We start from the raw sequence: 13,476 nt of genomic DNA on the forward strand, positions 1-13,476 counted from the left end.
GCAAAAATGATTCGGTCTTTATCAAATTGATGATTAAGCGGTGTGCACCCGGTTATTTCAAAGCATAAATACTTGTATATTTAGGAGAATTAAAAAAGGACAAATGGGCATTTTAGATTCAATTGGCAATTTATTTGGAACGGAAAGCCAGCCGCAGAATAAGTTTAACTGGAAAGAGTTGACTTCTGAGGAAGACGTGGCGGACGTTATGCATACCTCCAATGAAAAGCCCCAGGTGATTTATAAGCACAGTTCGCGATGTGCCACCAGCTATTTTGCCCTGAAAAACGTAGAGTCCATTTCTGCTGAAGATCAACTAAAGGCCGATTTCCATATGGTGGATGTAATTAGTCGACGGCCTACATCTATGCATATTGCAGAGGAATTGGAAATCAGGCATGAATCTCCCCAGTTATTTGTGATCAAAGACGGGGAAGTGATATGGAGTGGCTCTCACAATCAAATCCAGGCAGAGGTTCTGGAAAACATACTTTAGAGAGTTATTCAGGGCCAAAAAAGTGCCCGTAAATGACAGTTTTAGGTTTTGGAAGGACAAGAAAAATGAAAAGTTTTTTAACGTGGATTACTGCGGTGGCTATCGGTGGATGCATCGGCTACGGAGCCAGCTTCCTGATGGAGATTGGATTAGCCCTGCCGATTGGTATAGGCGTATTGATAGGAAGCTCAGTGGGCATCACTATTAATATTCACCGGGATGAGGACCTTGACATCCCGCCGGAAGAGAAACCGGCTGCAAATTCTGATTCCGAAACAAAAGAAACTGTTTAAGACCGAACTTTTAGACTAACCTCTTACTTCTCAAACAGCTTTTTGATGTTCTTCTTAAAGTCCGGTTCTACTATTCCCTTATCTGTAATAAATCCGGTAATATACTTGTTAGGCGTTACATCAAAAGCCGGGTTGTAGGCATCTGTTTTCTTCGGGGTGATGGGAGTCTTAGCTAAATGTGTTACTTCTTCGGGTTCCCGTTCTTCAATTTCTATTTCATCACCGGTTTCGGTTTCAAGGTCAAAGGTTGAGAGGGGAAGGGCTACATAAAAAGGGATTTCATTTTCTTTGGCTAATACAGCAAGGGAGTATGTCCCGATTTTGTTTGCGGTATCTCCATTGGCTGTCACCCGGTCGGCCCCTACAACCACCATATCCACTTTGCCTTGTTTCATTAATGAGCCGGCCATGGAATCTGTAATCATATGGAAGGGTATCTCTGCCTGTTTAAGTTCCCAGGCCGTAAGCCGTGCCCCCTGTAAGAGCGGACGCGTTTCGTCCACCCAAACATGGATGTCTTTGTCGTCATCATCGGCGTGTAAAATTACCGATAAAGCAGTTCCATAGGCTCCTGTCGCTAATCCTCCTGTGTTGCAATGGGTGAGGATATTCCAGCCTTTTTCAACCAATTCAGCACCGTTCTCCCCAATTTTTTTGCATACGCGTTTGTCCTCATCGTGAATGGTCTTGGCCGTCTTGAGGATGATTTCCTTAATCTCTTCAAGGTCTTTGTCTTTATTAGCATACACGGTTTGATTGATCCGCTCCAGAGCCCAGCTCAGGTTAACCGCTGTTGGCCGGGACGACTTCAGGTATTCAATCCAGCGATTCAGTTCTACATTGAAGCTGGTAAAGTTCTTCGATTCCAAATCTCTGACGCCAAGATATAACCCATAAGCTCCGGCAATTCCGATAGCGGGTGCTCCGCGCACTTTCAGCTTTTTGATGGCATCCCAAACCTGCCCGATGGTATTCACATCAGAATATATTTCACGCAGCGGCAGCTGAGTTTGGTCCAAAATTACTAAATGATCGTCTTGCCAGGTAATTGATTGGTAGTTTTGTTGCATTACTTATCTTGGCTTTTTAAATGGAACGCGGATGAACTCGATTGAGCTGATCTTCGCGGTTAAAAATGTACTTAAGATTTGTTTGAAAATATTTTTCGTTTGAACTCGGGTTTCTTTCCAAAATTAAAAAGAAGTCCGACTTCAATATTAGTTGCTCTCAGGTAATTGATTAACTGAAATTCATGTTCTTGCATTAGTTTTCTGGATGCTTTCAGTTCTAAAATAACCTTCTCTTCTACTAAAACATCTGCAAAGAAAGTACCAACTTTTTGATTCCTATATTGTACTTCAATAGGCACTTGATTTACTACATTCAACCCTTGTCTTTTTAACTCAATCAACAGAGCATTCTCATATACACTTTCCAAAAACCCATAACCCAGCTTGTTGTAAACCAGGTAGAAAGACTCAATGATTTTTTCAGTTAATTTTTCATGAAGCATAAAGGCATTCCGTGATTAATACTTCTAAATATATAAAAACCACCAATATCTAATAAATTTCAGGTATTTAACTTAAATCCGTGAAATTCTGCCCAATCTGTTTTATCAGCGTTCCATCATAAAAAATCAGTAACCGGAAGCCCAGCCGTCTCCGCGGGGATCAACGCCGGCGCTTAGGTCACCGTTTTGTTCAACAAAAATGTTATGAGCACGACCCACATTGGGTATTTCAAATATCTTGTGCCCTTTGGCTTCCAGTAGTCTTTTTGTGTCGGGACTCAACCCAAACTGTCCGGGCATCAATACATCTGGCATCCATTGGTGATGGAAGCGAGCTGCTGAAGTTGCCTGCTGAGCCCTCATCCCAAATACAGCACGGTTCAGGAAACTCTGCAGGGTGGCTGTAATAATTCTCGGGCCTCCGGCGGCTCCGAGTACCATGTCCACTTTGCCGTCTTTGGTTACAATGGTGGGAGTCATGCTGCTGAGCATTCTCTTGCCGGGTTCAATAGCATTGGCTTCAGCTCCTATAAGTCCATAGGCATTCGGTTCACCGGGCTGAGCGGAGAAGTCATCCATTTCATTGTTAAGTAAAAAACCGCCGTTGGTTACCGAAACATGACTTCCGAATGAACCATTAAGTGTGGTAGTTACGGCAACCGCATTCCCATCGTTATCTATTATGGAAAAATGAGTGGTTTCCATGGATTCTGTATATCCCTGAATTTGTCCGTGTGATAGTGAAGTTGAAGCAGTCGCAGAATCCATTGAGAAACTGTCCATACGGCGGTCACTATAACTTTCACTTGTCATCTCTTCGATGGGGATATCCACGAAATCCGGGTCACCGAGGTAATAAGAACGATCAGCAAAGGCCCGGCGCATGGCTTCGGCCAGTACATGCACATAATCGGCGGAATTATGGCCCATTTCGGCCAGCGGATAATTATCAATCATTTCCAGAATTTGGGCTATCGCCACGCTACCGCTGCTGGGAGGAGGCATGATATGCAATTTATACCCAAGGTATTCGGCTACAATCGGCTCACGCCATTTACTTTCATAATTCCGCAGGTCACGATAGGTGATAAGTCCGCGATATCGCTCCATTTCATTTACGATGGCATCGGCAACCGGTCCCGAATAAAACCCTTCACGGCCAAATCGTGAGATTCGTTCCAGGGTTTCTGCTAAGTCTGTCTGTACAAATACATCGCCTTCTTTAAAGAAAGTTGTATCACCGGTGGTGAAATAGTTGCTCGATGCCTGATATTTCAGAAAGGTATCCTTGTGATTATTGAGATCCTCAGCTTGCGAATAGGAAAGCGAATATCCATCGCGGGCAAGTTTAATAGCCGGTTGAATAACTACATCCAGCGGCATGCGCCCATATCTTTCCAGGGCTTTGATCATTCCATCAACGGTACCGGGAACGCCCACGGCTAAAATTCCTTCCCAGCTTAAATCTGATTTAAATTCCCCATTCCGGATATACATATCCCGCGTAGCTTTTTGGGGCGCTTTTTCCCGAAAATCCAGAGCAGCTGTTTCGCCATTTGCCAGGTGAACAACCATAAACCCGCCGCCTCCGATATTCCCGGCCCTCGGTAAAGTAACCGCCAGCGCAAACTGAACAGCCACAGCAGCATCAACTGCATTTCCGCCTTTCATTAGAATCTCTTTTCCTATTTCTGAGGCGTATTTATCAGCGGTAACCACAAGTCCGTTCTCGTAGGTCTTGGAATTGAGAATCTGGGCCGATAACGCATGAGAGGTGAAAACAACAGTGAGCAGAAGGAGGAGCAAGCGTACGATGTAAGTCATGTATCAGGTCTTGTTTTAAAATTTCCGTGTTAAAATAACAGAACTAAGGCTTAATGCGGAACGAAAAGAATGTAAATTTATTAAGGAGATTGGGATATCGTATTTCAGGATCTGAGTTTGATGAACGGGTCAATCGTTACCGACTGAAATAAGGACACTTTATAGTTAACGATTTGTTTGTCAACCGAAATACCTGTCTATGCATCTCACAGGTAATGCTGACACGTAATTTTTCCAGTTTGCAAGCGAAGAGGTTCAGCCCTTCGATATTTGGAAGCAGGAGCTTCTGTCTGGTATTCCGAACGAGAAGTTCGGATCGAGTATGCCGTAACTGCCGATTGGAGGTACTTTAATTTACATCTTTAAGGTACAACGATCGATCATAGAGAAAAAGCAGCTGAGATCCATCCGAAGAGAACCTCTGATCGCGGGCAATGTTTGTCTCATCGGAATTATCTACAACCTGTTTTGTCGCTTCCCCCTTCATAGTATCATACACCCAGAGCGTCCACTGATAACCACCGTCGCAGCTATAAAGGGTCGCTTCAAGACACGTACGTTCCCAAAAGGCAAGCCGGGTGTTGTCATCCGACCAGCGAAAAGGCCCTTCAATGGTTTTTTCGGGTCCGCCTGAAGTTTCCCAAAGCTTTTCTTCCTTGGAGTCGGGATAGTGGTTAAGCCAAAGCGAAACCCGGGCGTTATTGTCAAAATCCCGTTTCATGTAGAGGATCCGGATTCCGTTTAAATCCCAAAGGGGAGGATAGAGTGGCAGGTGGGTAGAAGGGTTGCTGTAAAGTTGCCAGGTGTCATTAATCATTCCATCCAAAGAGACAAAAGCAAGCTGGTAGATATCCTCTTCTTCGGTATGCACCGTTTCATCCAGCTGGTAAACCAACACTTCTGAACGGTTGGGGGATAATGTTTCGGGAATGCCCTCAGCTAGCCGGGTACTGTCTCCGGAGGCTTGATCATACAGATAGGTAGAAAGAACGGAAGATAGTGGGTCTAATTTCACAAATAAAAACTGATTTGATGATACAGGAATAACAGGGCTACCGCCCGAAACCTGTATTTCAAGATCGGGGATTCTTTCCGGGGTCCCTCCGTCAATATTGACCTTGTAAACAGGAGCAGAGCAACCTGACAGGCAGGATGTCGGGAGGTAATAAATTGTTTCAGAATCAGGTTCATAAGCAGCATAATAACCGGGCTGATTATCTGTATTTGTTGCATTACCATCCGGAACTGAAATTCCATACAAGCCATGGCCACCATACCAGAAAGCTGTTCCATCTTCCGGCCATAGAAGGGTGCCGTAATAGAAACTGTGAGAAGGCGGGAAAGTATAGAAAGGAGATTCCAGCCCAAATTCTTTTACAGTACCGGGACCTGCCGGATCTTTTTTGCAGCTTGTAAAGAAGAACAGACCGCAAAGAAATACTATAAAGCTCCTTGAATGTACCATATACAACTCACTTGATTAATTAAGGGTGAGTCAGATAATCAGAACTAATAAAAATATAATCAGACCGGAATTTATTACCTAAATCAAAAAAAAGCTGTTGTGCTTCGTTTCTCTTTCTGTTAACAAGTAAAAACCATCAAGCGCGCGGGTGAAATTCCTTGTGAACCTGGTGTAGAAATGATCGGTCTATGTGGGTATAGATTTCAGTAGTCAGGATAGAGGAGTGTCCCAGCATTTCCTGCACGGCCCTTAGATCAGCACCACCCTCCAGAAGGTGAGTGGCAAAGGAATGGCGGAAAATATGCGGATACACGTTTTTCTTGATTTCGGCTTTCTCCGCTGCTTTTTGCACAATATTCCAAATACTCATGCGCGATAGTGCGCTTCCCCGCATACTGAGAAATACTTTATTCTTGGCTTTGTGAGCCTTCTCCGGATTAAAGAACTGTGGGCGCACATGCTCGGTGTAGTGCGATATGGCATCCTGGGCAATTTCTCCCACCGGAACAAGCCGCTCCTTGTTTCCTTTTCCAATCACACGAATAAACCCTATTTCGAAGATCAGGCGATCTTGCTCGAGTCCGGTTAGTTCGCTCACCCTCATTCCGGTTCCGTATAAAGTTTCAAGGATGGCTTTGTCGCGAATGCCGGCCGGGGTGGTCAAATCAGGCGTTTCTAGGATGGCGTCAATTTCATCCCGGTCTAATACTTCGGGAAGCTTGGATGCTTTTTTGGGTAACTCCACCAGTTCAGCCGGATTGGCTTTCGTGATGCCTTCTACCACAGCAAATTCATGAAACCCGCGAATGCTGGAAATATTCCGGGCCAGGGAGCTGGCTGATAGTAATTCTTCATCCACCAAAAAATTGAGAAAGTCTTCTATATGAGAAAGGGTTACGCCGGCAAGGTCATTGATTTTTTTCTCAGAAGTGAGGTATCGAAAATATCGCTCAAGGTCGTTTTTGTAGGAGACTACGGAGTTTTCGGTCAGGCCTTTTTCAAGCTTCACAAACTGCAGATATAAATCCAGTTCCTGCTTGAAGGCCACGTTTATTCGCCGGTTTCTTCTTGTTCTTCGGTTTGTTCTGAACCGTTTTCAGATCCGGCTCTTTCAGCTTCGGCTGCTTTTTCTTTGGCTTTCTCTTCTTTATCCCGCTCCTTGTCCTCCGGATATTCTACACGGCTGTGATACACGCCAACCAAAATATTCAGGAAGGTTTCCTTGATCACCTGGAGGTGTCGGAAAGTTAATGGACAATGACTAAGCTGACCTTCAGCTACCCGGTCATCTACCATTCGGTTCACCAGGTTTTCAAGCTTACTGTAAGTTGGATTCTTCATAGCTCTGGAAGCGGCTTCAATGCCATCAGCAAGTAAAAGAATACCGGTCTCTTTTGTGGAAGGAAGAGGCCCTTCGTACCGGAATTGGTCTTCCTGAAGCATACTCTTCATATCATCGTCTTCTTTCGCCTTCTCAAAGAAATAGCGGATAACAGAGGTGCCGTGGTGAGTTCTGATAAAGTCGATAATAATTTCCGGTAGATCTTCGTCTTCGGCCATTTTTACCCCTTCGCTAACGTGCGCCTTAATGACCATAGCGCTCATCTGGGGTTTCAGTTTGTCGTGTTCGTTAGCCCCTTTGGTTTGGTTTTCGACGAAATATTCGGGTTTCACCATTTTTCCGATATCATGATAGAGGGCTCCGACCCGGCATAAGAGGGAGTTAGCTCCAATAGCCGATGCAGCTGCCTCAGAAAGGTTGGCAACCTGCAGGCTGTGATGGAAAGTGCCCGGGGCTTTGTTCATCAGTTCTTTAAGAACCGGTTGGTTGGTATCCCCAAGCTCAATTAGGGTGAAGTCGGTGGTTACGCCGAAAATGGTTTCAAAAAGAAGAATTATAGGGTAGGTAAATAAGATGAACACTGAGCTAATGGCAATGTACATCAGGTCGGAGGCAAACATCTCCCAGCCGCTCAGCGTGGCAATATTAAAAGAGCCAACCACCAATATATATGTTATGAATACAATGCCGGGGGTTGTGAAGAAAAACTGGGAACGATCTTTGATATCCCGAACAGAAAATACACCCAGGCTACAGGCAGCAAAAGTAGCTACCACAAACTCAAAGCTGTTCCCGTTTACCAATCCCAGTAAGCTGGCGAGGGTGATAGAGGAGACCAATCCCACGCGTGAATCAAAAATGATAGTCAATACAATAGGGGCAATTGCAATGGGGATGATGTAAGGGTCAGCTATATCGAGATAGTTGACCAGGCCGGCGCCAAATGAAACAAGACCCATAGTAAGAAAAACCAGCAGAAATAGAGCGTTGTCGGAAGTGATGTTTCTTCGGTATAAATAGATATACATAAAGAAAACAAAGGTGATGGCAACAATGATGACCAACTGACCTGCAAATCGCACCCATTTTTCAATATTCGTGGCATTTTCAGAACGGGCTTCGGCAAGGCTTCTAAGTATATTCGCTCGTTCGGGAGTTACCAGGTCACCACGACGGATGATTACCTGCCCTTGCGCAATGGCTCCTTTTGTTTCAGAAATGGTGGCAAGAGCTTCTTCCAGCCGGGCCTGGGTGTCTTCTTCGCTATACTTGTAATTTGGTATGATCACTTTGTTATACAGCTCCATGGCAAGCCGCATTCTCTGTTCATCAAAAGTACGGTTTAGCTGAAATTGCATAAACTCGTTGGCTTCCCGGAGGTCCCGGACTCTCGCCAGATCTATAGATTGTTCGGTGCTTTCAAGAGTATTTCGTACAGTGATTTTGTCGGTGTCCAGGTTGCCCTTATTCCTGTTAATAATCCCCTGGTTCATCAGCTGGTCTATCAATTGCTCGAGCTGCTGCTTTACTGATACCCCCACAAACTGATTGGAAGGCAGGTTTTGACTTTGCACCTGTTCATAACTGTTAAAAAGCACCTGCCAGGAGGGTTCGGTAAGCTCAACATCGGTGATGCTCAGCTCCCGGGCAAAGCGCACGCTGTCATCATACGCCGAAGGCATATCATTCTTCTCTGCAATTTGCCAGTCGGCATAGGCTTCCAGCACGGGCTGAATATCCCGGTAAATAGAATCGATACGAGCCTGAATAGTAATGGGCACACTGGTATCAATCCGGAAGATAGGTGCTGTTTTATTGCGAATTTCCTGCCGTTCCTGCTCCAGTTCTTCAGCCGTTTTATTAAGTGCGAAGGTAAAAGGGGCGGTTAAATCAGGATTTCTCCATGGCTGGCCGGGGGTGTAATTTAAGCCAGAATTAACGGGGTTCTGCGGCAGAGAAAAAGCTGTGATGGCAATAAAAAACAGCAAAATCGCTATCCGTATGTATGGATTGCGTTTCAGCGAGTACTTTTCCTGCTCTTTTTTCTTTTTCTCGCCAATAAGAGGGGTAAGCTCTTTTTTCTTTTGGCCTAATCCGATTTTTTCAAGAAAGCTCATTAAGATGATTATATGAGAATTTACTTAGTTAGAAGTATACCAAGCGACAGTTAATTTACAAATCTTTTTGCAGTTTACTGTGATCCGATGTTATGAATGACGAGCGACCAGCGACGAGTGACTAACGGTCAGTTAACAGTGAACAGGAATCAGAAACTCCTACAGATTTTAATTTTGACTTTAGGCTTAGTAAACCCAACCTTCTGTCAATCGTCAATCGTCAATCGTCAATCCACTGAATGTCTTTTAGAACCAAGAAAAGTCTGGGTCAGCATTTTTTAACTGACAACACCATCATCTTCAAAATCATAGATGCCATAACTGCAGGCAAAGGTGACCGGATTATTGAAATTGGTCCCGGTACCGGAGCTTTAACCAAATGGTTGCTGTCGGGATGTGACGACGTGCACGCGATTGAGATCGATCAGCGGGCGGTAGAAGTATTGAAGGAGAAGTTTGATGACCTGAGGGTTCACCAAAATGACATTCTGAAAGTGAACTGGAAGGAAGTGATAGATCCGGATAAGAAGAATATTGTGGTCGGTAACCTGCCTTATTATATCACGTCTCCTATCTTATTTGACCTGTTGGAACACCGCCGGCTCTTTACCGAGGCCACGCTGATGATGCAAAAAGAGGTGGCTGAACGACTGGTGGCCGACCCTTCCTCCAAACAGTATGGAATACTGAGCGTACAAACCCAGCTTTTTTGTACGCCCGAGTTATTGTTTGATGTGCCGGCACATTCTTTTTCTCCGCCTCCCAAAGTTACCTCTTCCGTTATCAAACTTACTTTTGATAAGGAGCCGCTTTCGGTTTCGGATGAAAAAATAAAAGAAGTGGTTCGGACAGCTTTTAACCAGCGCCGAAAAAAACTAAGCAATTCTTTAAAACCGGTGCTGGGGGATTACCAACCCGATGGTTTCAATTTTGATGACAGGGCCGACCACTGGTCTCCCGAAACCTATGCAAAGTTGGCAGAGCATCTCGAGCAGTCTGACAACTTATCTTAACCCGGGAACCCTTCCTTCCTTAAAAGTGCTGTTAGTGATCAATTACGTCCGCTATTCGATTTTTTAATCGATTTGGTACGGAACTTGCATATCCCGTAGCGAAACAACGAATGGGCTCAGCCCTCAAAAAATTTAAACCATAAACTAAAACTAACAGGAGTCATAAAAATGGCTAAGATTCAACCTTTAGGCGACCGCGTGTTGGTACAGGCAGAACCTGCCGAAGAGAAAACCAGCTCCGGGATTATCATTCCAGATACGGCTAAAGAAAAACCGCAACAAGGTACTGTGATAGCGGTAGGTGCCGGTAAAGTGGAAAACGGCAATAAAATTGAAATGAGCGTTAAGGAAGGAGACAAAGTTCTCTACGGGAAGTACGCAGGTACAGAAGTAACTCTTGAAGGAGAAGAGTACCTGATTATGCGCGAATCTGACATTATGGGAATTGTTTCGTAACCCACCTTTTGAAAAAAATTAAATCATAAACTTAAAATTATAGATAATTATGTCTGCTAAGTTAGTTCACTACGATATAGAAGCTCGCGACGCACTAAAGAAAGGCGTTGACAAGCTTGCCAATGCCGTTAAAGTTACGCTTGGCCCTCGTGGACGCAATGTTGTTATTGAGAAATCATTCGGAGCTCCAACCGTAACCAAAGATGGTGTTACTGTTGCTAAAGAAATTGAGCTGTCCGACAAGATTCAAAACATGGGCGCTCAGATGGTAAAAGAAGTTGCTTCCAAAACCAGCGATAATGCAGGTGACGGAACAACTACAGCTACTGTTTTGGCCCAGGCTATCCTAAGCGAAGGTCTGAAAAATGTAACTGCGGGTGCAAACCCAATGGATCTCAAGTCCGGAATCGAGAAGGCTGTAAATGCTATCATTGATGAATTAAAATCAATGAGCCGCGACATTGACGATCGCAAAGAGATCGCTCAGATCGGTACCATTTCAGCAAACAACGATGAAACTATCGGTAACCTGATTGCTGATGCAATGGAAAAAGTTGGCAAAGACGGAGTAATCACTGTTGAAGAAGCTAAAGGAACTGAAACCTATCTCGAAACGGTAGAAGGTATGCAGTTTGACCGCGGATACCTTTCTCCATACTTCGTAACCGATTCTGAGAAGATGGTTACCGAGATGGAAGATCCGTACATCCTGATCTTCGATAAGAAGATTTCTGCGATGAAAGACCTGCTTCCAATTCTTGAGAAAGTAGTACAAAATGGAAATCCACTGCTTATTATCGCTGAAGATATTGAAGGCGAAGCATTAGCTACATTAGTAGTTAACAAGCTGCGTGGTTCTCTGAAGATTGCTGCTGTTAAAGCACCAGGATTTGGCGACCGCAGAAAAGCAATGTTGGAAGACATTGGCATTCTTACAGGCGGAACCGTGATTTCTGAAGAACGCGGATACAAGCTTGAAAATGCTACTCTTGATTTCCTAGGCCGCGCATCTCGCGTAACTATCGACAAAGATTCAACAACTATTGTTGATGGAAACGGTGAAGAAAAAGATATTCAGGCACGCGTAAATCAGATTAAGTCTCAGATTGAGAACACTACTTCTGATTACGACCGCGAGAAGCTGCAAGAGCGTTTGGCTAAATTAGCCGGCGGTGTTGCTGTTCTTTATATCGGTGCTGCTTCTGAAGTTGAAATGAAAGAGAAGAAAGCCCGGGTAGAAGATGCTTTACATGCAACCCGTGCTGCGGTTGAAGAAGGTATTGTACCCGGCGGTGGTGTTGCACTGCTCCGCTCTGCATCCGCCCTTGACAAGCTCAAAGGCGCAAATGCTGACGAAAATGTTGGTATCCAAATCATCCGAAGAGCTATTGAATCTCCACTTCGCACCATTGCAAACAATGCCGGTGTTGAAGGCGCTATTGTAGTACAGAAAGTACTGGATGGCAAAGGTGCTTATGGATACAACGCTCGTACTGAAGTGTACGAAGACCTCATCAAGTCTGGTGTAATCGATCCTACCAAAGTAACCAGAACAGCTCTGCAAAACGCTGCTTCTGTATCAGGATTGATGCTGACCACCGAAGCTGTGATCTCTGAGAAGCCTTCTAAAGGCGACGACGATGACAACGGCGGAGGCGGCATGCCAGGTGGCATGGGCGGCGGAATGCCGGGAATGGGAGGCATGGGCGGAATGATGTAAATCATTTCCTAACCTAACTTCCTCGCTCCAACGCTCTGCGTTGGAGTGAATGTTACGACGCTGAGCGTCATAACAAGAAACTTAAGAAACCCTGCGCATTTAGTTGTGCGGGGTTTTTTATTGCTTTCCGGTTTCAGTATAATCCTCTGTCTTCCAGCTAATTAAAGAAACCAATATGAAACCAATAGTCAGAAATATACTCGCTCTTATCACAGGACTTGTGGTCGGGGGATTTGTAAACATGGGAATTATTATGGTCAGTGGTTTCATCATTCCACCACCGGCTGGTACAGATGTTACCACTATGGAAGGGTTACAGGAATCCATGCATCTTTTCAAGCCCATCAACTTTTTAATGCCATTTCTGGCTCATGCTCTTGGCACTATGGTAGGGGCGTTATTAACGGCGTTCATTGCGACATCATCCCAAAAGAAATGGGCGCTGGGTGTAGGTGCTTTCTTTTTGGTAGGAGGAATTGCCAATGTGTCTATGTTGCCGTCACCGCTTTGGTTTAATATTGTGGATATTGGGGGTGCTTATCTACCGATGGCTTACCTGGGGGCTGTGTTAGCTGCTAAATTCCAAAACAAAGATTCATGAAGATATCCGGCGAATTTGAAGTAAAACTGAATCCGATCAAGGCTTATGCCGAAGGAGCAGAAGGGATTTCATTAAACCGAATGTCAATCGACAAAACTTTTTATGGGGATTTGAATGCCACCAGTAAAGGAGAAATGTTGAGTGCGATGACGCCCGTAAAAGGATCAGCCGGATATGTAGCAATGGAGCAGGTAACCGGTACTTTATCCGGGAAGAATGGGAGTTTTGTGTTGCAGCATTATGGAATCATGAATAAGGGAGAACAACAATTGATTTTAGAGGTAGTGCCAGATTCCGGCACGGATGAACTGGAAGGGTTGAAAGGCAAGATGGCGATCAACATTGCCGACGGCAAGCATTTCTACGAGTTTAAGTATTCACTCTGAAAGAGTTCCCCATTTGATGTAAATCATTCAGCGTCTGTGGAAGGTTTTTGGGGCTCTTTACCTTTAATAAGAAATCCAAGTATCAGGCCTGATACCAAACCAATAACTCCAGTTAAAAATAAGAGAACCACCAGCGACATATCCGTTGAAAACCATAGAAAATGGGCCTCAACAGAAACCGTATTTTGTATGATTATCAATATCAGGATAAGACATAGCACCGCAACGAGTGAGAGTTTTAATTTCTTCA

The 13,476-nt window shown here is 44.5% G+C and carries 13 protein-coding genes; 7 read left to right on the plus strand and 6 right to left on the minus strand.

Translation table 11 applies throughout. The features are described 5' to 3' along the window. Positions 1 to 103 precede the first annotated feature (103 nt). On the plus strand, positions 104 to 496 hold the full coding sequence (gene ytxJ, locus JJ941_RS01550) for a bacillithiol system redox-active protein YtxJ (RefSeq protein ID WP_290961493.1): 393 nt from the start codon (positions 104 to 106) through the stop codon (positions 494 to 496). Between the two features lie 65 nt (positions 497 to 561). Continuing rightward, positions 562 to 789 (plus strand): hypothetical protein, encoded by a 228-nt coding sequence (locus JJ941_RS01555; protein WP_290961496.1) that lies wholly within the window; start codon positions 562 to 564, stop codon positions 787 to 789. A 23-nt stretch (positions 790 to 812) separates the two neighbouring features. Here JJ941_RS01555 and mtnA read toward each other — a convergent pair whose 3' ends face one another. From mtnA to JJ941_RS01585, 6 genes are all read right to left on the minus strand, one after another. Next, positions 813 to 1,859 (minus strand): S-methyl-5-thioribose-1-phosphate isomerase, encoded by a 1,047-nt coding sequence (gene mtnA / locus JJ941_RS01560; RefSeq protein ID WP_290961499.1) that lies wholly within the window; start codon positions 1,857 to 1,859, stop codon positions 813 to 815. A 71-nt stretch (positions 1,860 to 1,930) separates the two neighbouring features. Further along, the gene (locus JJ941_RS01565) at positions 1,931 to 2,302 is read right to left on the minus strand and encodes a GxxExxY protein (RefSeq protein WP_290961502.1); all 372 of its coding nucleotides are present in this window, start codon (positions 2,300 to 2,302) and stop codon (positions 1,931 to 1,933) included. A gap of 126 nt (positions 2,303 to 2,428) precedes the next feature. Beyond that, positions 2,429 to 4,126, minus strand: a complete 1,698-nt coding sequence (gene ggt, locus JJ941_RS01570) for a gamma-glutamyltransferase (RefSeq protein WP_290961505.1) — start codon at positions 4,124 to 4,126, stop codon at positions 2,429 to 2,431. Between the two features lie 349 nt (positions 4,127 to 4,475). Then, entirely contained in the window at positions 4,476 to 5,591 is a 1,116-nt protein-coding gene (locus JJ941_RS01575; protein WP_290961508.1) for a hypothetical protein, read from the minus strand. Positions 5,592 to 5,727: 136 nt separating this feature from the next. Beyond that, complete coding sequence (gene xerD / locus JJ941_RS01580; RefSeq protein WP_255132529.1) at positions 5,728 to 6,639, minus strand: site-specific tyrosine recombinase XerD; 912 nt, start codon at positions 6,637 to 6,639, stop codon at positions 5,728 to 5,730. Positions 6,640 to 6,641: 2 nt separating this feature from the next. Beyond that, positions 6,642 to 9,050, minus strand: coding sequence for an HDIG domain-containing metalloprotein (locus JJ941_RS01585; protein WP_290961512.1), 2,409 nt, complete (start codon positions 9,048 to 9,050; stop codon positions 6,642 to 6,644). A 239-nt stretch (positions 9,051 to 9,289) separates the two neighbouring features. Between JJ941_RS01585 and rsmA the strand changes: the two genes are divergently transcribed. From rsmA to JJ941_RS01610, 5 genes are all read left to right on the plus strand, one after another. Further along, the gene (rsmA, locus tag JJ941_RS01590; RefSeq protein ID WP_255132526.1) at positions 9,290 to 10,063 is read left to right on the plus strand and encodes a 16S rRNA (adenine(1518)-N(6)/adenine(1519)-N(6))-dimethyltransferase RsmA; all 774 of its coding nucleotides are present in this window, start codon (positions 9,290 to 9,292) and stop codon (positions 10,061 to 10,063) included. A 168-nt stretch (positions 10,064 to 10,231) separates the two neighbouring features. Beyond that, on the plus strand, positions 10,232 to 10,519 hold the full coding sequence (gene groES, locus JJ941_RS01595; RefSeq protein WP_255132524.1) for a co-chaperone GroES: 288 nt from the start codon (positions 10,232 to 10,234) through the stop codon (positions 10,517 to 10,519). A gap of 49 nt (positions 10,520 to 10,568) precedes the next feature. Then, positions 10,569 to 12,239, plus strand: a complete 1,671-nt coding sequence (gene groL / locus JJ941_RS01600; protein WP_290961516.1) for a chaperonin GroEL — start codon at positions 10,569 to 10,571, stop codon at positions 12,237 to 12,239. Between the two features lie 175 nt (positions 12,240 to 12,414). Beyond that, positions 12,415 to 12,840, plus strand: coding sequence for a hypothetical protein (locus tag JJ941_RS01605; RefSeq protein ID WP_290961519.1), 426 nt, complete (start codon positions 12,415 to 12,417; stop codon positions 12,838 to 12,840). Next, positions 12,837 to 13,226: a DUF3224 domain-containing protein gene (locus tag JJ941_RS01610; RefSeq protein ID WP_290961522.1), complete on the plus strand. Its 390-nt coding sequence runs from the start codon at positions 12,837 to 12,839 to the stop codon at positions 13,224 to 13,226. Before JJ941_RS01605 ends, JJ941_RS01610 begins: the two co-directional genes overlap by 4 nt. The last annotated feature ends 250 nt before the right edge of the window (positions 13,227 to 13,476 follow it).

Origin of the sequence: Gracilimonas sp. (assembly GCF_017641085.1) — a bacterium.
Lineage (GTDB): Bacteria > Bacteroidota > Rhodothermia > Balneolales > Balneolaceae > Gracilimonas.